This is a genomic window from Pseudomonas urmiensis (assembly GCF_014268815.2).
Lineage (GTDB): Bacteria > Pseudomonadota > Gammaproteobacteria > Pseudomonadales > Pseudomonadaceae > Aquipseudomonas > Aquipseudomonas urmiensis.
Window position 1 is genome coordinate 3,174,623 of the sequence record NZ_JABWRE020000001.1, and the last position, 20,917, is coordinate 3,195,539.

At 64.5% G+C, this 20,917-nt stretch carries 16 protein-coding genes; 11 read left to right on the forward strand and 5 right to left on the reverse strand.

Features of this window, described 5'->3' with window-relative positions; all coding sequences use genetic code 11:
* Positions 1-11 precede the first annotated feature (11 nt).
* The gene (lhgO, locus tag HU737_RS14300) at positions 12-1,205 is read left to right on the forward strand and encodes an L-2-hydroxyglutarate oxidase (RefSeq protein ID WP_186557272.1); all 1,194 of its coding nucleotides are present in this window, start codon (positions 12-14) and stop codon (positions 1,203-1,205) included.
* Positions 1,206-1,248: 43 nt separating this feature from the next.
* Complete coding sequence (locus tag HU737_RS14305) at positions 1,249-2,577, forward strand: MFS transporter (RefSeq protein ID WP_186557273.1); 1,329 nt, start codon at positions 1,249-1,251, stop codon at positions 2,575-2,577.
* 56 nt (positions 2,578-2,633) lie between these two features.
* Here HU737_RS14305 and HU737_RS14310 read toward each other — a convergent pair whose 3' ends face one another.
* Positions 2,634-3,977, reverse strand: coding sequence for a T6SS phospholipase effector Tle1-like catalytic domain-containing protein (locus tag HU737_RS14310; protein ID WP_186557274.1), 1,344 nt, complete (start codon positions 3,975-3,977; stop codon positions 2,634-2,636).
* Between the two features lie 234 nt (positions 3,978-4,211).
* Here HU737_RS14310 and HU737_RS14315 point away from each other — a divergent pair, with 234 nt between their 5' ends.
* The 9 genes from HU737_RS14315 (at position 4,212) to HU737_RS14355 (ending at position 16,612) form a co-directional block, all read left to right on the forward strand.
* On the forward strand, positions 4,212-5,171 hold the full coding sequence (locus HU737_RS14315) for an AAA family ATPase (RefSeq protein ID WP_186557275.1): 960 nt from the start codon (positions 4,212-4,214) through the stop codon (positions 5,169-5,171).
* A 4-nt stretch (positions 5,172-5,175) separates the two neighbouring features.
* The gene (locus HU737_RS14320) at positions 5,176-6,120 is read left to right on the forward strand and encodes a DUF58 domain-containing protein (RefSeq protein ID WP_186557276.1); all 945 of its coding nucleotides are present in this window, start codon (positions 5,176-5,178) and stop codon (positions 6,118-6,120) included.
* Positions 6,117-6,611 carry a DUF4381 domain-containing protein gene (locus tag HU737_RS14325; RefSeq protein WP_186557277.1) on the forward strand — a complete coding sequence of 165 codons (495 nt, stop codon included), beginning with the start codon at positions 6,117-6,119 and terminating at the stop codon, positions 6,609-6,611. The genes HU737_RS14320 and HU737_RS14325 overlap by 4 nt, the downstream gene beginning before the upstream one ends.
* Positions 6,604-7,680 (forward strand): vWA domain-containing protein, encoded by a 1,077-nt coding sequence (locus tag HU737_RS14330; RefSeq protein ID WP_186557278.1) that lies wholly within the window; start codon positions 6,604-6,606, stop codon positions 7,678-7,680. The genes HU737_RS14325 and HU737_RS14330 overlap by 8 nt, the downstream gene beginning before the upstream one ends.
* Entirely contained in the window at positions 7,677-9,392 is a 1,716-nt protein-coding gene (locus HU737_RS14335; protein ID WP_186557279.1) for a vWA domain-containing protein, read from the forward strand. Before HU737_RS14330 ends, HU737_RS14335 begins: the two co-directional genes overlap by 4 nt.
* Positions 9,389-10,999 carry a BatD family protein gene (locus HU737_RS14340; RefSeq protein ID WP_186557280.1) on the forward strand — a complete coding sequence of 537 codons (1,611 nt, stop codon included), beginning with the start codon at positions 9,389-9,391 and terminating at the stop codon, positions 10,997-10,999. Before HU737_RS14335 ends, HU737_RS14340 begins: the two co-directional genes overlap by 4 nt.
* A 143-nt stretch (positions 11,000-11,142) precedes the next feature.
* Positions 11,143-12,381 carry an exonuclease SbcCD subunit D C-terminal domain-containing protein gene (locus HU737_RS14345; RefSeq protein WP_186557281.1) on the forward strand — a complete coding sequence of 413 codons (1,239 nt, stop codon included), beginning with the start codon at positions 11,143-11,145 and terminating at the stop codon, positions 12,379-12,381.
* Complete coding sequence (locus tag HU737_RS14350; RefSeq protein ID WP_186557282.1) at positions 12,378-16,022, forward strand: AAA family ATPase; 3,645 nt, start codon at positions 12,378-12,380, stop codon at positions 16,020-16,022. Before HU737_RS14345 ends, HU737_RS14350 begins: the two co-directional genes overlap by 4 nt.
* Complete coding sequence (locus tag HU737_RS14355) at positions 16,019-16,612, forward strand: glutathione S-transferase (RefSeq protein WP_186557283.1); 594 nt, start codon at positions 16,019-16,021, stop codon at positions 16,610-16,612. The genes HU737_RS14350 and HU737_RS14355 overlap by 4 nt, the downstream gene beginning before the upstream one ends.
* Positions 16,613-16,740: 128 nt before the next feature.
* On the opposite strand, the gene HU737_RS14360 is transcribed toward HU737_RS14355, so the two are convergent.
* The 4 genes from HU737_RS14360 to HU737_RS14375 form a co-directional block, all read right to left on the reverse strand.
* Positions 16,741-16,920 (reverse strand): hypothetical protein, encoded by a 180-nt coding sequence (locus HU737_RS14360; protein WP_186557284.1) that lies wholly within the window; start codon positions 16,918-16,920, stop codon positions 16,741-16,743.
* A 149-nt stretch (positions 16,921-17,069) separates the two neighbouring features.
* Positions 17,070-18,200 (reverse strand): lactonase family protein, encoded by a 1,131-nt coding sequence (locus HU737_RS14365; protein WP_186557300.1) that lies wholly within the window; start codon positions 18,198-18,200, stop codon positions 17,070-17,072.
* Complete coding sequence (locus tag HU737_RS14370; RefSeq protein WP_186557285.1) at positions 18,166-18,468, reverse strand: DUF5629 family protein; 303 nt, start codon at positions 18,466-18,468, stop codon at positions 18,166-18,168. Before HU737_RS14370 ends, HU737_RS14365 begins: the two co-directional genes overlap by 35 nt.
* A gap of 70 nt (positions 18,469-18,538) precedes the next feature.
* Positions 18,539-20,914, reverse strand: coding sequence for an efflux RND transporter permease subunit (locus HU737_RS14375; RefSeq protein WP_186557286.1), 2,376 nt, complete (start codon positions 20,912-20,914; stop codon positions 18,539-18,541).
* Between the last annotated feature and the right edge of the window lie 3 nt (positions 20,915-20,917).

The following is a 20,917-nucleotide window of genomic DNA, read 5'->3' on the forward strand; positions in this document are numbered from 1 at the left end:
GGTACCCCTGCATGACTTACGACTACCTCATCATTGGTGGCGGCATCGTCGGCCTCGCCACCGCGATGGCCTTGCTCGAACAGCGCCCCGGCGCCTCATTGCTGATTCTGGAGAAGGAATCCAGCCTCGGCCGCCACCAGACCGGGCACAACAGCGGCGTGATACACGCGGGGATCTACTACGCCCCGGGCAGCCTCAAGGCCGAACTGTGCAAACGCGGCGCCCAGGCCACCAAGGATTTCTGCACCGAACACGGCATTGCCTTCGACGTCTGCGGCAAGCTGCTGGTGGCCTCCAACGAGCTGGAAATGCAGCGCATGCAGGCGCTTTATGAGCGCTCGCAGCAAAACGGCTTGAAGGTGGAGCGCCTGGATGGCGCCGAGCTCAAGCAACGCGAACCGAATATCGCAGGCTTAGGCGCGCTGTTTGTCGATGCCACCGGCATCGTCGACTACAAGCAGGTCTGCTACGCCATGGCCAAGGTGATCGAGCGAGCCGGCGGCGAAGTGCGCCTGTCGACCAGCGTGCAGGCCATTGCCGAGCACGGTGATTACGTAGAAGTGAGCAGCGCCGAGCACCGCTGGCGCGCCCGTCAACTGGTGGCCTGCGCGGGCCTGCAATCGGACCGCCTGGCGCGCTTGGCCGGGGTCAAGATCGACCACCAGATCATCCCGTTTCGTGGCGAGTACTACCGCCTGCCGGCGAGCAAGAAGCAGATCGTCAACCACCTGATCTACCCGATCCCCGACCCTGAGCTGCCGTTTCTCGGCGTGCACCTGACGCGGATGATCGATGGCAGCGTCACCGTTGGCCCCAATGCAGTGCTCGGCTTTGGCCGGGAGAACTACCGCAAGCTCTCGGTGAACTGGGGCGATGTCGCCGAGTACGCGCGCTTCCCGGGCTTTTGGAAAACCATCTGGAACAACCTCGGCTCCGGCACCCGCGAGATGAAGAATTCGCTGTTCAAGCGCGGCTACCTGGAGCAGTGCCGCAAGTACTGCCCGTCGCTGCAGGTGGAAGACCTGCTGCCCTATGAAGCCGGCATTCGCGCCCAAGCGGTCATGCGCGACGGCAGCCTGGTGCACGATTTCCTGTTCGCCGAGACCCCGCGCATGGTGCATGTCTGCAATGCCCCCTCGCCGGCTGCCACCTCGGCTATCCCGATCGGCCAGATGATCGCCGAAAAGATCCTCAAGGCCCGCTGAACCTGCTGCACACACAACTACAAAGACAATAAGGAAACCTCAGATGTCGGTACATGAGGCGGCTGTGGCCGCAACGGAAACCCCCGATCAGAAACGCAAACGCCTGCGCAAGGTGGCCGCAGCGACCATCTTCGGCTCGATGCTGGAGTGGTACGACTTCTACCTGTACGCGACCATGGCGGCGATCGTGTTCTCGAAGATCTTCTTCGATGCCAGCAATCCGGCAGTAGCCTCGCTACTGGCGTTTTCCACCTTCGCCATCGGCTTCATTGCCCGGCCCTTCGGCGGCATCCTGTTCGGCTACCTGGGCGACCGCTTTGGTCGCAAGCACGTACTGGTGATCACCTTCTGCATGATGGGCGTGTGCACCGCGCTGATCGGCCTGATCCCCAGTTATGCCTCGATTGGCATCTGGGCACCGATCCTGCTGGTGGTGATCCGCATCATCCAGGGCCTGGGCGCTGGCGCGGAACTGTCGGGCGCCGCGGTGACCTCCTACGAGCACGCCAGCGAAGGCAAGCGCGGCAGCCAGGGTGCCTGGCCGGCGCTGGGGCTGAACCTGGGCCTGTTGCTGTCGTCGCTGACCGTGTACCTGCTGACCATGAACGGTAATGACTTCCTGCTCGCCGGCGGCTGGCGTATCCCGTTCATCGCCAGCATCGTGCTGGTCGCTGTCGGCCTGTGGGTGCGCAAAAGCATCCCTGAGACCCCGGACTTCAAGGAGCTGGACAAGTCCGACGACAAGCCCAAGGTCTCGCCGCTCAAGCTGCTGTTCAAGAACGACCTCAAGGGCCTGGCCGTGGTGTTCTTCGTGGCCGTCGGCTACAACGCCCTGAGCTACATCTTCAAGACCTTCTCGCTGGCCTACCTGACCCAGTTCAAGGGCGTCGAGGCGCATGTCACCTCGCTGTCGGTGACCATCGCCAGCCTGGTGGCGATTTTCGCCGTGCCGTTCTTCGGCTGGCTGTGCGACCGCTGGAGCAGCAAGACCGTGCTGATGCTCGGCGGTGTGTTGTCGGCGCTGTTCGCCTACCCCTTCCTGCAACTGTTGGGCACTGGCGAGCCGACCATGATCTACATCGCAATCGGCATTGGCACCGGCATTCTGGCGCCGATGATGTTCGCCCCACAGGGCTCGTTCCTCAGCCGCCAGTTCCCGACCCAGACGCGCTCCTCGGGGTTTGGCACCGGTCGCGAGATCGGCACCGCGGTGGCCGGTGGCCTGGCGCCGTTGGGCGGCCTGGCGCTGGTGGCCAACTCCGCGACCCACTCCACCGAAGGTGTGGCGTTGATCCTGACCATCGCTGGCGTGCTGGTGGTGGCATTCGCCTTGTGTGACCAGGGGCGCAAGCACTCCAATTCGAAAAACTGATCGGCGAAAACTGATCGGCAAAGCCAATGCGGGGCCGCCAATGGCCTCGCATTCGCTCAGCGGTTGGCATGCACCGCCCGTCCACCTTCTGCGGGGCGGTCGATGTAGGTCAGGTCGAGGATACTGTTACGCAGCCCCTTGAGCGGGTTCCAGTGCGCCGAAGCGTGAATGTAGCGGCCCTGCAGCAGTTGCTGTTGCTCCTCGGTCAAGCCCGGCTGTGCAGTACGCCCCAGGGCGAAATCATGTAACTTACGGCTGATTTCATGCAGTGCCTGCGGCAATCGCCATGCCTGGCGCGTTTCATCCAGCTCAGCGAACGGCACCCCACTGCGCACCGCCAAGGCGTGCATGATGCGCAGGTAGATGCGCGACAGATGCCCACACACCTCGCGCTCGCGCTGCAGTGCGGCATACACCTGTTTCTCTGGCAGCTCACGCCGGCCGCCGCCCGCGGGGATTTCCCACGTGATAACGGTCGGCCGTGGCGCAGGGCTATCGCTGTATTCACACTGCAACTGCGCCTGGGCCAAGGCATAGGCACGACTTTGCGTCACCGGGGTGCGCAACGGCAGTCGATTGGACTGCGGCTTGCTCAACAGCACCCGTTCGACGCTGCGTTCAGGGTAGCCCCCGCCAATGTCTGAATGCACGCCAGGCAGCACGATGTCATGTTCAGTACGCACCAGCGGGTAGTTGTAACGTCGCTCATCGCCCGCCACCAGTTGTACCACCTGCTTGGCCACACCCGGCTCAAGGCCCAGGCGCAGCCCTGAATAGCGGCCATTGGCCGGGCTGAAATTGCCCTTGAGCGGCGCCACGATGGCCGCCACGGTATCGAACAGTCCGACGAATTCAATGGTGATTTCGCAGCGCAGGGCCAAGCTTGCCAGCGCTTGCGCCAACTGGCTTTTTTCGCCCAGGCGCAGATCGTTGACCAGATGCCGGGCCGCCGCTGCCCCGCGACTAAAGCCAAACAAATCGAACTCAAGCTTGACGGTGCGTCCGCCTGGATACGCCTGGCGCCAGCCCAGCAACTGCTCAACAATGGCCCGCACAGCTTGCGCCACCCGCGCCTTGACCCCAGTCGACCCCCGCCCGGTCAGCTGATGATAGAGCGAGTCCTGCGCGCCCCGGGTGGTGCCGATGCCTTCGACGTAGAGCTTGAAGCAATGGCGCAGCGCGCCGTCAGGCAGTTCAGCACAGCCAGTAGGATACAACTGGTGCAGCAAGGCCACGTTGCTCGGTGCGTTGGCGTAGCTGCCCTGGCGCGTGTCGGCTGCAGCCGGGTTATCGTCGGCCCGCAGGCTATTGCAGAAATTATTGCCCGTGCCGTCGAAGAACACCCCCAGACGCAGGGGCGTCGGGTGTCGCGGGAATGCCGCCGCATGATGGTCCGCCATGTCACTGCCCGTCCTGATTACCGAGCCTCCATCAAAAGGCACAGCCACCGTTGGCGAGAATCAGGGTTTTTCCGCTTGCTCGTCGGAATCGGCCGAGGCCGCTGTCGTCTGTAACCCTTACATAAATTTGCGTGCCGCCATTAGTCGGCATGGGCCCGGATGGATTAAAGTATCACCCCCTGCCCGGGCTGCTCGCTTACCGCACCCCTGGCCCCTTTCCAGGAACCGTCGCCGATGGAACACCGTGAAGCGCTGATCGCGCTGCGCACCTTTCTTTCCTCCCAGATCCTGGGCCAGGAAAAGCTGGTTGAACGCCTACTGATCGTCCTCCTTGCCGACGGCCATATGCTGGTCGAGGGTGCACCGGGCCTGGCCAAGACCAAGGCCATCAAAGAGCTGGCAGAAGGTGTCGAGGCGCAGTTCCATCGCATTCAGTTCACCCCCGACCTGTTGCCGGCCGATATCACCGGCACCGAGATCTATCGCCCGGAAACCGGCAGCTTCGTGTTCCAGCAAGGGCCGATCTTCCATAACCTGGTGCTGGCCGACGAAATCAACCGCGCCCCGGCCAAGGTGCAATCGGCACTGCTCGAGGCCATGGCCGAGCGCCAGGTCAGTGTGGGCCGCAGCACTTACGACCTGTCGCCGCTGTTCTTGGTCATGGCCACGCAAAACCCGATCGAGCAGGAAGGCACCTACCCGCTGCCCGAGGCGCAGCTCGACCGCTTCCTGATGCATGTGAAAATCGGTTTCCCCGACGCCGCCGTGGAGCGACGCATCCTGCAGCAAGCCCGAGGCGAAGCGCTCAATGGCGAGACCAAGCCGGAGCGCCGGGTCAGCCAGCAGGCGATCTTCGCAGCGCGCAAGGAAATTCTAGGCCTGTACATGGCCGATGCAGTGGAGGAGTACCTGGTGCAACTGGTAATGGCCACGCGCACCCCGGCCAAGTTCGACAGCGAGCTGGCCGACTGGATCGCCTATGGCGCCAGCCCCCGTGGCTCGATCGCCCTGGACCGCTGCGCGCGTGCCCATGCCTGGCTGGCCGGACGCGACTTCGTCAGCCCTGAGGATATCCAGGCGGTGCTGTTCGATGTCCTGCGCCACCGGGTGATTCTCTCGTTCGAGGCTGAGGCGGCAGGGGTCGACCAGGACCGCGTGGTCCAACGCATCCTCGACGTCGTTGCAGTCGCCTGAGCCCATGCCCACTGCGACGTTGGCCGAACCCGGTATCCGCACCAGCCTCGGCGAGTTGATCGACATGCGCCACCGCGTGCGCGAGATCCAGCTGTTCTCGCGGCCCGGCCAGCGCAGCCCATTGGTCGGCCTGCACCATTCCAAGCTGCGTGGCCGTGGCGTGGACTTCGACCAGGTGCGTGTGTATCAGGCTGGCGACGATGTGCGCAACATCGACTGGCGCGTCACCGCGCGTACCCAGGAGCCGCATACCAAGCTGTTCCACGAGGAGCGCGAGCGGCCGATCTTCATCATGGTCGAGCAGAGCCAGCGGCTGTTCTTCAGCTCCGGATTGATGTTCAAGTCGGTCCTGGCGGCCCAGGCTGCGGCGCTGTTCGGCTGGGCCGCGCTGGGCCATAACGACCGTATCGGCGGCCTGGTGTTCGGCGATAACGAGCACCATGAAGTCAAGCCGCGGCGCAGCAAGCAGAGCCTGTTGCAACTGCTCAACCGGCTGGCCAAGGTCAACCAGGCGCTGCACACCGAAGCGGTGCCGCAGGCCGACAGCCTGGCCCTGGCCCTGCGCCGGGCGCGCGAAGTGCTGCGCCCGGGCAGCTTGGCCATCGTCATTTGCGACGAACGCGCACTCAGCGAGGGCGTCGAGCAGCACCTGTCGATGCTCTCACGCCACTGCGACGTGCTGCTGATGCCGGTCTCCGATCCACTTGACCATGCCCTGCCCGCCGCCGGCCTGCTGCGCTTCGCCCAGCGCGGCGCCCAGCTCGAACTCGACACCCTCGACGCCAACCTGCGCCGCACCTACCACCAGCAGGCCGAAGCGCGGATCGAGCGCTGGGAGCTGCTGGCGCAAAAGCTGCGCGTGGTGCTGATGCCACTGAGCACCCAAAGCGAGATGATCGAGCAGCTGCGCGAGTACCTCAACGCCCAGCGCCCAGGGAGCAGCACATGAACCCGCTGGATTCGCTGCAGCCGTTGATCGCCCCCGCGGCGATTGGCTGGTGGCCACCTGCACCCGGCTGGTGGGTGTTACTGGCGCTGCTGCCGCTGCTCGCTTGGGGCCTGTGGCGGGTGCGTAAATGGCGCCCTGGCAAGCGGCGGATCGTGCGCGCCGAACAACCCCTGGACCCGGTACGGGTGGAAGCCCTGGCCGAGCTCGCACGCCTGCCCCGCCCCTATGACGGCGCACCCGCAGGCGCCTGGTTGCAGCAGATCAACGCCCTGCTCAAACGCCTGTGCCGCAACCACTACCCCGGCGCCAACAGCCACACGCTCAGCGGCCGCCAGTGGCTGGCGTTTCTCGACAACCGCTGCCCCGCTGCTGGCCTGACCCGCTGGATGGTACTGGTCGAAGGCACCTACAAACCCGAGTGCAAGCTCGACGACAAAGCGATCGCCGGGCTCAGCCAGGCGGTCGAAACCTGGATCCGCAAGCATGTTTGAGCTGGCCTGGCCGTGGATCTTCCTGCTGCTGCCGCTGCCGTGGCTGGCGCGCTTGCTGCTGCCGGCCGCCGACAGCGGTGAGCCGGTGCTCAAGGTTGGCTTTCTCAATGAGCTCGAAGGCCTGGCCGGCCGGCGCGCGCGACTGAACCTGCCGACCTGGCGCCAGCAGGCACCCTACGTCCTGATCTGGCTGCTGCTGCTGATCGCCGCCGCCCGCCCGCAATGGCTCGGCGAGCCGGTGCCGGTGGCGGCCAGCGGGCGTGATCTGCTGGTGGCCGTGGATGTCTCCGGGTCGATGGATTTCCCCGACATGCTGTGGAAGGATGAGGAAATCAGCCGTTTGGACCTGGTCAAGGCGCTGCTCGGCGATTTCCTCCAGGACCGCGAGGGCGACCGGGTGGGCCTGATCCTGTTCGGCAGCGAGGCTTACCTGCAAGCGCCACTGACCTTCGACCGGCGCACCGTACGCACCTTCCTCGACGAAGCGCAGATCGGCATCGCCGGCAAGAACACGGCGATTGGCGATGCCATTGGCCTGGCCGTCAAGCGCCTGCGCCAACGCCCGGCGCAGAGCCGAGTACTGGTGCTGATCACTGACGGCGCCAACAACGGCGGGCAGATCCATCCGCTGACCGCTGCCCGCCTGGCCGCCCAGGAAGGCGTGCGCATCTATACCATCGGCATCGGCGCCAACCCCGAGGCCAGCGGCACTCCTGGCCTGCTGGGGCTGAACCCGAGCCTGGACCTGGATGAAGCCTCGCTGCGGGAAATCGCCGAACTGACCCAGGGCAGCTATTTCCGCGCCCATGACGGCGCCGAGCTGGATGCGATCGGCGACACCCTCGATCAGTTGGAGCCGGTGGCCCAGCAACCGACCCAGGCGCGCACTGCCAAGGAGCTGTATGCCTGGCCGCTGGCCCTGGCGCTGCTGCTGAGTGTGTTGCTGGTAGTCGCCGTGCAATGGCCGGATAACCTGTTGCAGCGGGTCCTGCGTCGCCCCAGCTTCTTGCAACCGCACCCGCAATGGCGCGAGCGCTTGAAACGCCTACGGCTTAGGAGGCGGCGATGATCGATCTCTGGCCACAATGGTTGCGCCCGCTCTGGCTGCTGGTCGTGCCGCTGCTCGCCTGGCTGCTGTTCAAGCTCTGGCACCGGCGCAAGCGCGCCGGGCGCTGGCAGATGATCCTGCCGCCACAATTTCATGCGGTACTGCTTGGCGGCGGCAGCGGCAGCAACAGCAAGTTGCCGTGGATCGCCTTGGGCCTGGCCTGGTTACTGATCGTCCTGGCCTTGCTCGGCACCAGTTGGCAGCGGGTGGAAGAAACCCGCCAACGCCCCGCCGACCCACTGGTGATCATGCTTGAGCTAACCCCGCAGATGCTCGCCGAAGACAGCCCGCCCAATCGCCTGGAGCAGGCTCGACGCAAGGTGCTCGACCTGCTCGAACACCGCCGCGACAGCCAGACCGCGTTGATCGTCTATGCCGGTAGCGCCCACACACTGGTGCCGCTGTCCGACGACCTCGGTACCACGCGCAACCTGCTGGAAGCGATCGACCCGTCGATCATGCCCCAGCCCGGCCAGCGCGCGGACCTGGCAGTGCACAAAGGTCTGGCATTACTGGCCCAGAGTGGCCTGGGCCAAGGCCGCCTGTTGCTGATCGGCTCGGCCTTGAGCGATCAGGAGCGCGACGGCATCAAGCAGGCGCTAGGCCGCCAGGGCCCTAGCCTGCTGATGCTCGGCATCGGCAGCAGCGAGGGCGCGCCGGTGCGCCAGGTCAATGGCGAATACCTCAAGGATGAGCAAGGCGGCATCCTCCTCCCCCGTTTGGACAGCGCCAGCCTCAAAGCCTTCATCAACGGCACTGGCGGGCGCTATCGCCACGCCCGCATCGACGACCTGGACCTGCGCGGCCTGGGCCTGTTCGATAATCCGCGCGGCTTGCGCAACGATGGCCAGACCGTGCAATTGGACAGCTGGGCCGATCAGGGCTACTGGCTACTGCTGCCGCTTTTGTTGCTGGCTGCCTGTGCCGGACGGCGCGGCTGGCTGTTTTGCCTGCCATTGCTGCTGGCGCTGCCGCAACCGAGCCAGGCGTTCGAATTCAACGACCTGTGGCTGCGCCCTGACCAGCAAGGCCAGCGCCTGCTGGAGCAACAACGCCCGGCCGAGGCCGCACGCCACTTCGACGATCCGCAATGGCGTGGCATAGCGCTGTACCAGGCCGGTGACTATGAAGGTGCGGCCAAGGCATTTGCCCAAGGCAGCACGGCCGCCGCCCACTACAATCGAGGCAATGCCCTGGCCCGTGCCGATCAGCTGGAGGCAGCCCTGGACGCCTACGAGCAGGCCCTTGAGCGCCAACCGGAACTGCAAGCGGCACTGGACAACCAGGCCCTGGTCCAGCAACTGTTGCTGCAGCGTCAAGCCAAGGCCGAACAGCAACAAACCAGCAGCGATGCCCAAGGCACCCCAGGCAGCGAAACCGACGGTAACAGCAGCTCGGCGGCCAATCAGGCGCAAGCCACCCCCGGCAACGAGGAGCAAGCGCCCGGCCAGGAGCAAGGCGACAGCAGCAACGGCCCGCCGCCGCCAGGCAATCAGGCCGGCGATGACGACAGCCTTACCCAGCCGCCGCAACGCCCGGCTGCCACCAGCCTGGATGCCGAACAACGCCAGGCGTTGGAGCAGTGGCTACGAGAGATTCCGGACAATCCAGCGCAGCTGTTGCGGCGCAAATTCTGGTATGAACAGCAATTGCATCAGGAAAACCCACGATGAGTCGCTTCGGCGTCTTGCTCCTCACCCTGCTATGGATCGTCCAGGTCCACGCCCAACCGACCCTGCAAGCCAGCGTCGATCGCAGCCGCCTGCAAGCCGGGGAAACCCTGGAGCTGATTCTCGAAAGCCAGGATGTCACCCAGTTCGGCAAACCCGACCTGCGGGCCCTGGATGCCGACTTCGAAGTGCGCGGCACCCGTCAGCTGAACAGCCTGCACACCCTCGATGGCGAAACCCGCGCCAGCACCCGCTGGATCATCACCCTGCTGCCGCGGCGCAGCGGCAGCTTGAGCATCCCCGCGTTGCAACTGGGCCAGTCGCATAGCCTGCCCATCGACCTGCAAGTGCTCCAAGCCGATGCCAGCCGCCCGGACAGCGCCGCCAAGGTGTTCATCGAAGCGACCCTGGACAGCACTGAGGTCTACGTCCAGGCCCAGGCCGTGCTGACCCTGCGCATCTACCATTCGGTGTCGCTGTACGACGACAGCAGCCTCACCCCGCTGCAGTTGGACAACGCCAAGGTCGAGCCGCTGGGCGAGTCGCGCACTTATGAAAAAGACATCGACGGCGTGCGCCACGGCGTCATCGAAACCCGCTATGCGGTTTATCCGCAGCACAGCGGCAGCCTCGATATCCCCTCGCTGACCTTCACCGCCACCGCCGCCGACAGCGCCGAGCAGCGCGCCGGTCGCCAGGTACAAGTCAGCTCGCTGCCGCTGCGTCTTAGCGTGCGGCCGATCCCGGCCAACTATCCTGCCGACACCCCGTGGCTGCCAGCACGCAGCTTGACCCTGGAAGAACGCTGGAACCCCGACCCCAGCACGCAAACGGTGCAGATCGGCGATTCAATGACCCGCAGCGTCACCCTGCGCGCCGATGGCCTGTCCAGCACTCAGTTGCCGCCACTACCGGCCACCGAAATCCTTGGCCTGCGCCGCTACCCTGACCAGCCACTGCTGCGTAACGAGATCAACGAGCGCGGCATGACCGCCAACCGTGAAGAACGTGAAGCGCTGGTACCGACCCACAGCGGCGAGCTGACCTTGCCGACCGTCGACGTGACCTGGTGGAACACCCGCGAGGATCACCTGGAACACAGCAGCCTGCCGGCGCGCAGCCTCAACGTGCAGGACAACCCTGCCTTGAGTGCCGAAACCCCGGTGGGTGATAGCAGCTCTGCCAGCACCCTGCTGTGGCCTTGGCAACTGGCGACCCTGGTGTTGGCATTGACCACGCTGCTCGGCTTTGCCTTGTGGTGGCGCGCACGCTCGCAGCCAGCGGTGTTGCGCGCGGCGCAGGCTGGCCCGAGCCCGCGTACCTTGCTCGATGACCTCAAGCGCGCCTGTCAGGCCAATGATCCGCAGGCTACCCGACAGGCGCTGGATGCCTGGGCACGCCAGCAGCCCGAAACCCTGGCCGAAATGGCGGCGCGCTTTGTGCCGTTGTCGGATGCGCTGGATGGATTGAATGGCGCGTTGTATAGCGAGAGCGGCCAGTATTGGCATGGCGATGAGCTGTGGCGGGCGATTGGGGCCATCCCGCCAGCCGAGCAATTGCTCGCGCCGACTGGGGATAGCGGCAGCTTGCCGCCGCTTTATCCCAAGTAGCGTTTCGCTGGCGTGGGTTCGGGCCTCGTACCACGATGAGGCCCGCACATCCACCGCACATTGCTGATCGCAACTTGGGTTACCATACCCACCCGCAAAAATTCCATCGCAAGCAACCCCGACTCAACACCTACAGGTCACCCATGCGTCTGTTTCACACCTCCGACTGGCACCTGGGCCAAAGCCTGCATGGCCAGGAACGCGACTTCGAACACGCCTGTTTCCTGCACTGGCTGCTCGGCCAGCTGAAACTGCGCCAGCCCGACGCGCTGCTGATCGCTGGCGATATCTTCGACACGGTCAACCCGCCGGTCAAAGCCCAGGAACGCCTCTACGAATTCATCGTCCAGGCCCACGAGCAACAGCCCAAGCTGGACATCGTGATGATCGCCGGCAACCACGACTCCGGCTCGCGCATCGAGCTGCCTGCCGCGCTGATGCGCCGGTTGCGCACCCACGCCCTGGGCCGGGTGCACTGGCTCGACGAAGGCCAGCTGGACGCCGAACGCCTGCTGATCCCCCTGACCAACGCCCGTGGCAAGGTCAGCGCCTGGTGCCTGGCCCTGCCGTTCCTGCGCCCTGCCGAAGTCACCGGCCCGCAGTTGGGCGATGACTACCTGCAAGGCATCACCCAGGTGCACCAGCAACTGATCGCTGCCGGCCAGGCCAAACGCAAGAAAGACCAGGCGCTGATCGCCATCAGCCACGCGCATATGGCAGGCGGCTCGATCTCCGAAGACTCCGAACGTAGCCTGATCATCGGCAACGCCGAGGCGCTGCCGGCCAAGCTGTTCGACAAGGCCATCAGCTACGTCGCCCTGGGCCACTTGCACAAGCCGCAGAAGGTCAATCGCGAAGAACGCATCCGCTACAGCGGCTCGCCGATCCCGCTGTCGTTCGCGGAAATCAACTACCCCCACCAGGTGCTGGAAGTCGAGCTCGACGGTGCCGAGCTGGTCAGCGTCGAACCGCGGCCGGTGCCCCGCGCTGTAGCCCTGCAACGCATGGGCCCGGCGCCGCTGGCCGAGCTGCTCGAACTGCTCGCCGAGCTGCCGGTGATCGACCTGCTCGAAGACCCCAATCGCCAGCCCTGGCTGGAAGTGCGGGTGCGCCTGGACGAGCCACAGCCAGACCTGCGCCAGCAGATTGAAACGGCGCTGCAAGGCAAGGCCGTGCGCCTGGTGCGCATCAGTGCCGAATATGCCGGGCGCGGGACACTGGAGGAGGACGAGCTGGAGTTCGTCGAGCTGAGCCAGATGACCCCGCAGGACTTGTTCAGCCGGGCCTGGGAGCAAGCCTACGGCAATCCCGTCGACGAGCAGGCCCTGAGCGATTTCGCCCTGCTCCTGCAGGATGTCCAGCTGGAGCAGGAGCAGCCATGAAGATCCTTGCCATTCGCCTGAAGAACCTCGCCTCGCTGGCCGGCCCGATCGACATCGACTTTACCGCCGAGCCCTTGGCCAGCGCTGGTCTGTTCGCCATTACCGGCCCGACCGGCGCGGGCAAGAGTACCCTGCTCGATGCCCTGTGCCTGGCCTTGTTCGGCACCGTGCCGCGCCTCAATGCGATCGGCCGCGAGGCCAAGGTGCCCGATGCCGACGGCGACATCCCCACCTACGATCCGCGCAACCTGTTGCGCCGGGGCACCGGCAGCGGTTTTGCCGAGGTCGACTTCGTGGGTATCGACGGCCACCGCTACCGCGCCCGCTGGGAGGCCAACCGCGCCCGCGACAAGGCCAACGGCAAGCTGCAGCACAGCCGCCAGAGCCTCTACGACCTGGACAGCGAGCAGCTGCTGGGCAGCGGCAAGAACGAATACAAGCAATTGGTCGAAGCGCGCCTTGGCCTGAACTTCGAGCAGTTCACCCGCGCGGTGATGCTGGCCCAGAGCGAGTTCAGCGCCTTCCTCAAGGCCGACGACAAAGAGCGCAGCGAACTGCTGGAAAAGCTCACCAACACTGCGATCTATACCCGCCTCGGTCAGCGTGCATTCAGTAAATCGCGAGAAGCGGGCGAAGCCCACAACGCCCTCAAGGACCGCGCCAGCCACCTGCTGCCGATGGCCGTGGAGGCTCGCGCCGAGCTCGATCAGCGCTTGGAGCAGGCGCAACAAGCGCTCAAGGCCGAGCAGGCGCGCGAGCGCCAACTGGAACAGCAACGCGCCTGGCTCAATGAACAGCACCAACTGCAAGCCCAGCACAGCGCTGCCAGCCAAGCCTTGCAAAGCGCAGAGCACGACTGGCAACAACTGGCCGGACAGCGCCTGGATCTGCAGCACCTGGAACGCCTGGCGCCGCAGCGCCACCCGTTCCATCGCCAGCAAGCCTTGGCCAGCCAGCTCACGCCGCTGGCTGCTGCGCTTGCGGCGCAGCAAGACCAGCAACAGAGCCTGCAAGCACGCGTCCTGGAGCTGCAACACGCCCTGCAAGCGGCACGCCAGGCGCTGAGCCAGGCCCAGACCGTGCAAAGCGACAGCGCCCCGCACCTGCGCCAGGCCTTCGCCGCCCAGGACAACCTGGCGCGTCTGGACAGTGAGTCGGCCAAGCTCGGCGACTCCGCCCGAGACGCCGAGCAGGCCGTCAGTGACGCTCAGCAGCAGTTGCAGCAGCTCGACGAGCAGCAACAACGCAGCCAGCAGCAACTGGCCGCAATCGATGCCGCCCTGGCCGACAGCGCCCCGCTGGCCGCATTGGCCAGCGCTTGGCAGGCTTATCGCGGGCAACTGCAGCAGCTGCTGCAAATCGGCAATCGCCTGAGCCAGGGCCGCGCTGAACTGCCCGGCCTGCAAGCCCAGGCCAGCCAGGCCAATGCCCAGTTGCAGGAACAGCGCGACGCCTTCGAGGTGTTGTTCCGTGAAGCTGGCGCCGAGCCGCAGGCGCTGGCCGAACAGCTCGACCTGCTCGGTACCATGCTGCAGGAAAACCGCAAGCAGCAGCGCGCCGTGGAAGAACTGTCACGCCTGCACGCCCGTGAGCAAGAGCTGCAACAGAACATCCAGTCGCTGCGCGAACGTCAGCAACAGGGCCTGCACCAACGCCAGCAATTGATCACCGAAGGCCAGTCGGCCAAGGCCGAGCTGGAAACCGCCGAGCAAGCCCTGACGCTGACCCGCCAGTTGCTCGAACGCCAGCGCCTGGCACGCAATACCAGCGTCGAAGAACTGCGCGCCCAGTTGCGCGATGGCGAGCCATGCCCGGTCTGCGGCAGCGCCGAGCACCCGTTCCATCAGCCCGAGGCGCTGCTCAATAGCCTTGGCCGACATGACCAGGCCGAAGAAGCCGCTGCCTTGGCTCAGGTGGAAAGCCTCAATGCCCGCCTGATCGACCTGCGCACCCAGGTCGGTATGGTCAATGGCCAGGTCAAGGAGTACCAGCACCAGCAGGGGCAATTGGCCGAGCAGTTGCAACCGCTGCAGCAGCAGTTGCAGGCGCATGCCCTGTGGCCGTCGCTCAGCGCTCAGGACGACAGCACCCGCAGCAGCTGGCTGGAGGGCCAATTGCGCCGTCTGGACGGCGAGATCAGCCGCGACGAACAACGCCAGAGCGCGCTGCTGACCCTGCAAAAGGACGCTGCCCGCCTCACCCAGCAATTACAGGCCGCCAACGAAGCGCAACAGCAGGCCCAGAGGCGCCTCGACCAGCAGCACCAGGCACTCGACGCCGACCAGGAGCGCCTGGAGCAGGCATTGGCTGATTTTGCCGGGGTATTGCCCGCCGACATTCTCCAGGCCCTGCGCGACGAACCTGCGCATGCCTTCCTGGCGCTGGATCAGCAGGTGGCCCAGCGCATGCTCCAGCTGGAGCAGCAACAGGACGAACAGCAACAACAGCAGCAGCGCCAGCAACAACTGGAACGCCTGCGCGACCAGCAGCAAGCGCGCCTGCAACGCCTGGGCGAGCTGCAACAGCAACTGGCCAGCCTTGCCGAGCAACAGCAACAAGCGCGCGCGACCCTGGCCGAACTGTTGGCCGAGCACGCCAATGCCCAAGCCTGGCAGCAGCATCTGGAGCAGCAGGTAGAACAGGCGCGCAGCAGCGAAGCCAGCACTGCCCAGGCGCTCCAGGAGGCCAACACGCAAAGCCTGCAAGTGGCCGCTGAACTCAAGGCCAATCAACAGCGCCGCGAGGCCCTGGAGCAGGAGCACCAGGCGCTGCAACAGCAAATCAGCCAATGGCGCGCCGATCATCCGGAGCTGGACGACCAAGGCCTGGACCGGCTGCTGGCTATCGACGATGGCGCAGTGGCCGAGCTACGCCAACGCGTGCAAGCTGCCGACAAAGCCATCGAACAAGGCCGCGTACTGCTGCAAGAGCGCCAGCAGCGCCTGCAACAGCACAACCAGCACGCCATCAGCGAAATGCCCATTGAAGAGCTGGAGCAGACCCTCAGCCAGTTGCAGCAACAACTGGCCGTGCATGAACACCAGTGCGCCGAACTGCGCGCGCAACAGGCCGACGACCAGCGTCGCCAGCAAGCGCATCAGGCCCTGGCCGCAGAGATCGAGCAGGCCTATCAACAGTGGCAACGCTGGGCGCGCTTGAATGCCCTGATCGGCTCGGCCTCTGGCGATGTGTTCCGCAAGATCGCCCAGGGCTACAACCTCGACTTGCTGCTGCACCACGCCAACAGCCAGCTGCGCCAGTTGGCCAAGCGCTACCGCCTCAAACGCGGCGGCAGTGCCCTTGGCCTGCTGGTGCTGGACACCGAGATGGGCGATGAGCTGCGCTCGGTGCACTCGTTGTCTGGCGGTGAGACCTTCCTGGTTTCGCTGGCCCTGGCCTTGGGCCTGGCCTCGATGGCTTCGAGTACCCTGCGCATCGAGTCGCTGTTCATCGACGAAGGCTTTGGCAGCCTTGATCCTGAGTCGCTGCAACAGGCCATGGACGCCCTCGATGGCTTGCAGGCCCAGGGCCGCAAGGTCGCGGTGATCTCGCACGTGCAGGAGATGCACGAACGGATTCCGGTGCAGATCCAGGTGCGCCGTCAGGGCAACGGTTTGAGCGATGTGGAAGTCTGCGGATGATCCTCTACTCGTTCCGCCGCTGCCCCTGGGCCATGCGTGCGCGCCTGGCCCTGCGCTATGCCGGCTGCGCCGTGCAGGTGTGTGAAGTGGCAATGAAGAACAAACCGGCCGAACTGCTGGCACTGTCGCCCAAGGGCACGGTGCCGGTGCTGGCGACTGCCGACGGCGTACTGGAAGAAAGCCTGGATATCATGCGCTGGGCACTGGCGCAGAACGATCCGCAGGACTGGCGGCTGCAAGCAGACCCGGCTGCGGCGCAGCACGCTGAGGCCCTGATCGCACGCAACGACAGCGTATTCAAGGCCCAGGTCAACCTGTACAAGTATGCCGAGCGCTACCCCGAGCATTCGCGTGAGCATTACCGCCAGCAGGCCGAGCCCTGGCTGGCGGAGCTTGAAGGCCTGCTCGAAGGCCGGCCTTATCTGCTTGCCGGGCATCCAAGCCTGGCCGATGCCGCCCTGCTACCCCTTATGCGCCAGTTTGCCGGGGTCGAACCGCAGTGGTTCGCCGAGGCGGCTTATCCGCGGGTGCGGAGCTGGTTGCAGGGGTGGCTGGCTTCAGAGCTGTTCAAGGCCGTTATGGCTAAATAGCTATCAGCCTGGGAGCGGAACCTGTGGGAGCGGGCTTGCCCGCGAACCAGGGCAAAGCCTTGGCCATACACCGCAGGGTATTGTTCGCGGGCAAGCCCGCTCCCACAGGTTCAGTGCTGACATCGGGATCAGAGGCCGGTCTTGCCACTCAACGCCGCATGAAAATGGGCACTCTGGCGCAGGTACTGCTCGGTATAGCTGTGGGTGGCAGATGCCTTGCGGCTGGTGTCGGCATGGGCATGCGTCGGTAGCACAACCGAGGCGGAAATGGCGGAAGCGGCGATAACCGGGAAGAGATTGAAGTTCATCTGGGCTGACCTCGACATCGGTGGTTTGACAATGGCCCGGGTGGGCCTTGGGTCAAACTTACGCCGCCAAGGTCTGCCACTGAAATTCATTGCAGCAGTAGCAATTATCACCCCGGTTGATAGTCGCTGTTGATAGCCCCTGTTGATAGTCACTCGATGAACTTGAGGTCCGAGGGCGCACCCTGGGCCAGCTTCTGTACCGTCTCCCCGAGCTTGCCGCTACGCGGGTCGCGGCGCATGACCACGATCTGGTTGCTCTTCTGGTTGGCCACCAGCAGGTAGTTGCCACTGGGATCCAGGGCGAACTCACGCGGATGATCGCCCTCGACCGAACGGCGCTGCAGCAGGGTTAGCTGGCCGTTGTCCTTGGCCACCGCATACACCACGATTTCATTCGCCGTACCGCGGTTACTGACATACAAGAAGCGTCCATCGACCGACAGATGCAAGCCACCCGACGCTTTTGCAGCGGCGTCTTGGCGTTCGCTCAAGGGCAGGCGCTGGCGCTCGATCAGGGCGCCATCCTCAACATCGAACACCACCACTTCGCCACTCATCTCCAGGGTGAGATAAGCGTGCTGGCCCTTGGCATCGAACAGCAAATGCCGCGGCCCGCTGCCTGGCGGCAGGCTGACCGAGGCCGGAATCGCCGCGCTCAGCGGCTGTTCGGTGCTGGCGCCGTCGTAGCGGTAGATGAACACCTTGTCCGCGCCCAAATCGCTGGCATACAGGTGGCGGCCTTCAGGCGAAGGCACCAGCGAATGCACATGGGCGCCGGCCTGGCGCTCGGGGTTGACCTTGCTCGGCGCATGCCGCGCCTGCTGTACCATCGGCTTGAGCTTGCCGTCCTTGGCCACCGGGATCACCACCAGGCTGCCGCCCGGGTCGGCGGCGACCGCGTAGTTGGCGACGAACAAGTAGCGCTGATCGTGGCTGAGGCTGGCGTGGGTCGGCTCATCGCCTTGGCTGGCGACCTGGTTCAACGGTTTGATCTCGCCCTTGCTGCTGAGGGCAAAACTGCTGACCTGGCCCTTGGGCGTTTCATTGACCGCAAACAAGAGGCGCTGGTCAGCAGAGAGCACCAGCCACGACGGGCTGACGCTGTTGACCACTTGCAGCGGCTGGGTATCGATCTGGCCGCGCTCAGTGTCGAAATGGTAGCGGTAGATACCCTTGCTGGCGCCGTCGGTGTAGCTGCCCACCAGCAGGGTCACGGCGTGGGCCTGGAGAACAAGGCTCATCAGACTAGCGGCCAGCAGGCACTTCCAGGTCCGGTTCATCATCGTCGTATTCATCGTCATCGTCCGAGCCGTACACGGCACTCATACAGACTAGTTGATGCTCGCCCTGATCATCGTTGAGGCGCCACTGTTCACCCGCGCCGATTGCCGCGGCGACTTGTTCGGGAGTGAAGGTCCAGCGCTTGAGGTCGCGGCCGTCCATGCATTCGATCAGCAGACCGTTGGCATTGAAGGTGAAGTCGAAGGCGTGCAGGCCGTCGATCAGGAGCATGTCGCTGGATTCGAGGGCGGTGGCGAGGGTGGTCATCGAAGGGGTACCTGGGGAGCAAAGACCCGCAGTATACCTGTGGGGCCGCTTTGCGGCCCCCGTACACCGATCAATGAGCGAAGATCGAGCCGCCCTCCTTGCCCGCCAACTTCTGCGGTTTGATCAAGAACCGCGCCAGCGCCGGCAGCAGCCACAGCGCACCAAACATGTTCCACAGCAGCATGAAGGTCAGCATCAAGCCCATGTCGGCCTGGAACTTGATCGCCGAGAAGATCCAGGTGCACACGCCAATCGCCAGGCACAAACCGGTGAACAGCACCGCTTTACCGGTCGAGCGCAGGGTCTGGTAATAGGCTTCCTGCAACGGCAACCCAGCCCGCAGGAAGCTCTCCAGGCGGCTGTAGATGTAGATGCCGTAGTCCACGCCAATCCCCACCCCCAACGCCACTACCGGCAGGGTAGCGACCTTCACGCCAATGCCCATGAAGGCCATCAGCGCATTGCCCAGCACCGAGGTCAGTACCAGCGGCAGAACGATACACAAGGTCGCGGCAAACGAGCGGAAGGTGATCATGCACATCACCGCCACGCACAGGTAGACCAGGATCAGGATGGTCAACTCGGCCGACTTGATCACCTCGTTGGTGGCCGCCTCGATACCTGCGTTACCCGCCGCCAGAAGGAACTGCAGGCCTTCTTTGTTATGGCTGTCGGCAAACGTCTTGGCCACCGCCGTCACCCGCTCCAGGGTCTCGGCCTTGTGGTCGTTGAGGAACACCAGCACCGGTGCCAGCGAGCAGTCGGCGTTGTACAGGCCATCGGCCCGGGCGATCGAGCTGTTGAGCACATCCGGGTTACGCGACAAGGTCTCCCATTTCAGGTTGCCCTCGTTCATGCCCTTGATCATCTGCTTGGACACCGTCACCAGGGAGATCGCCGACTGCACCCCCGGGGTGTTCTGCATGGTCCACATCAGCTCGTCGATCGGCGCCAGGGTCGAGTGGATCGAGCAGCTTTCCGACGGGGTCTTGACCATGATCACCAGGACATCGGAACTGGTCGAGTAGTTGCTGATGATGAAGTGGTTATCCTGGTTGTAGCGCGAGTCCGGGCGCAGCTCAGGCGCGCCTTGGTCCAGGTCGCCGATCTTCAGGTTCTGGCTGTACCACAGACCACCGGCGAAGGCGACCAAGGCCAGGGCGATGGAGATCGGCGCGACCTTGGCGCTGGCGAAATTGGCCAGCAGGCGCCAGAACGGATGCTCGCGGGTCGCATCCTTCTTGCTGCGCTCGATCGCCTTCTTGCTGATGCCCACATAGGAGATGGCGACCGGCAGCAGGATCAGGTTGGTGAAGACGATGACCGCCACGCCAATCGAAGCGCCGATGGCCAGCTCGCGAATCACGCCGATGTCGATGATCAACAGCGTGATGAAGCCCACGGCGTCGGCGAGGATGGCGATCATCCCCGGCAGGAACAGCTGGCGGAAGGTGCGCCGGGCAGCTGTCAGGGCATTGTCGGCGCCACTCGATTGCAGGGCGATGCCGTTGATCTTCTGCACCCCGTGGGAAATGCCGATAGCGAAGATCAGGAATGGCACCAGCATCGAGTACGGGTCAAGACCAAAGCCCACCGCATGCATCAGCCCAAGCTGCCAGACCACCGCCACCAAGGTGGTGATGAGCACGGCGATGGTGCTGCGGATGCACCAGGTGAACCAGTACAACAGGATCCAGGTAATCACCAGCGCCACGCCAAAGAACAGCGCCACCATCACCAGGCCATCGATCAGGTCGCCGACCTTCTTGGCGAAGCCGACGATGTGAATCTTCACATTGGGGTTCTGCGCCTGGAACTTGTCACGGATCTTCTCTTCCAGCTGATGGGAGAACTGCTGGTAGTCGAGCTTGATCTGCTTACCCTGATCCTGCGGGTCGGGGTAGCTCTCCAAGAGCGGTACATCGACGATGCTCGACTTGAAGTTGTTGGCCACCAGGCGCCCGACCTGGCCAGACTTGAGCACGTTGTCGCGCAACTGGTCGAGGCTGTCGGCCGAGCCGTTGTAGGTATTGGGGATCACCTCGCCGCCGGCAAAGCCTTCCTCGGTGACCTCGGTCCAGCGCACGCTGGGGCTCCACAGCGACTTGAGCCCGGCCCGATCGACGCCGGGGATGTAGAACACCTCGTCATGGATCTGACGCAGGGTCTCCATGTAGTCCTTGTCGAAGATATCGCCATTGACCGCTTCGACCGAGATGCGCACGGTGTTGCCGAGGTTGGCCAGGTCGTTGCGGTGCTCGAGCATCTGTTCGATGAACGGGTGCTCGAGCGGGATCATCTTCTCGAAGCTGGTCGATGGCCGGATCTGCGTGGCCTGCCAGAACAGGAAGATGCTCACCAACAGGCACAGGCCGATCACTACCGGGCGGTTGTTGAAGATCAGCCGTTCGAGCAGCGTGGCCTTGTCCTGATGGTGCTGGTGCATGTC

Bases quoted from the DNA above. Each gene is read 5' to 3' on its own strand.
- lhgO (WP_186557272.1), top strand. From the start codon at position 12: ATGACTTACGACTACCTCATCATTGGTGGCGGCATCGTCGGCCTCGCC.
- HU737_RS14305 (WP_186557273.1), top strand. From the start codon at position 1,249: ATGTCGGTACATGAGGCGGCTGTGGCCGCAACGGAAACCCCCGATCAG.
- HU737_RS14310 (WP_186557274.1), bottom strand. From the start codon at position 3,977: ATGGCGGACCATCATGCGGCGGCATTCCCGCGACACCCGACGCCCCTG.
- HU737_RS14315 (WP_186557275.1), top strand. From the start codon at position 4,212: ATGGAACACCGTGAAGCGCTGATCGCGCTGCGCACCTTTCTTTCCTCC.
- HU737_RS14320 (WP_186557276.1), top strand. From the start codon at position 5,176: ATGCCCACTGCGACGTTGGCCGAACCCGGTATCCGCACCAGCCTCGGC.
- HU737_RS14325 (WP_186557277.1), top strand. From the start codon at position 6,117: ATGAACCCGCTGGATTCGCTGCAGCCGTTGATCGCCCCCGCGGCGATT.
- HU737_RS14330 (WP_186557278.1), top strand. From the start codon at position 6,604: ATGTTTGAGCTGGCCTGGCCGTGGATCTTCCTGCTGCTGCCGCTGCCG.
- HU737_RS14335 (WP_186557279.1), top strand. From the start codon at position 7,677: ATGATCGATCTCTGGCCACAATGGTTGCGCCCGCTCTGGCTGCTGGTC.
- HU737_RS14340 (WP_186557280.1), top strand. From the start codon at position 9,389: ATGAGTCGCTTCGGCGTCTTGCTCCTCACCCTGCTATGGATCGTCCAG.
- HU737_RS14345 (WP_186557281.1), top strand. From the start codon at position 11,143: ATGCGTCTGTTTCACACCTCCGACTGGCACCTGGGCCAAAGCCTGCAT.
- HU737_RS14350 (WP_186557282.1), top strand. From the start codon at position 12,378: ATGAAGATCCTTGCCATTCGCCTGAAGAACCTCGCCTCGCTGGCCGGC.
- HU737_RS14355 (WP_186557283.1), top strand. From the start codon at position 16,019: ATGATCCTCTACTCGTTCCGCCGCTGCCCCTGGGCCATGCGTGCGCGC.
- HU737_RS14360 (WP_186557284.1), bottom strand. From the start codon at position 16,920: ATGAACTTCAATCTCTTCCCGGTTATCGCCGCTTCCGCCATTTCCGCC.
- HU737_RS14365 (WP_186557300.1), bottom strand. From the start codon at position 18,200: ATGAACCGGACCTGGAAGTGCCTGCTGGCCGCTAGTCTGATGAGCCTT.
- HU737_RS14370 (WP_186557285.1), bottom strand. From the start codon at position 18,468: ATGACCACCCTCGCCACCGCCCTCGAATCCAGCGACATGCTCCTGATC.
- HU737_RS14375 (WP_186557286.1), bottom strand. From the start codon at position 20,914: ATGCACCAGCACCATCAGGACAAGGCCACGCTGCTCGAACGGCTGATC.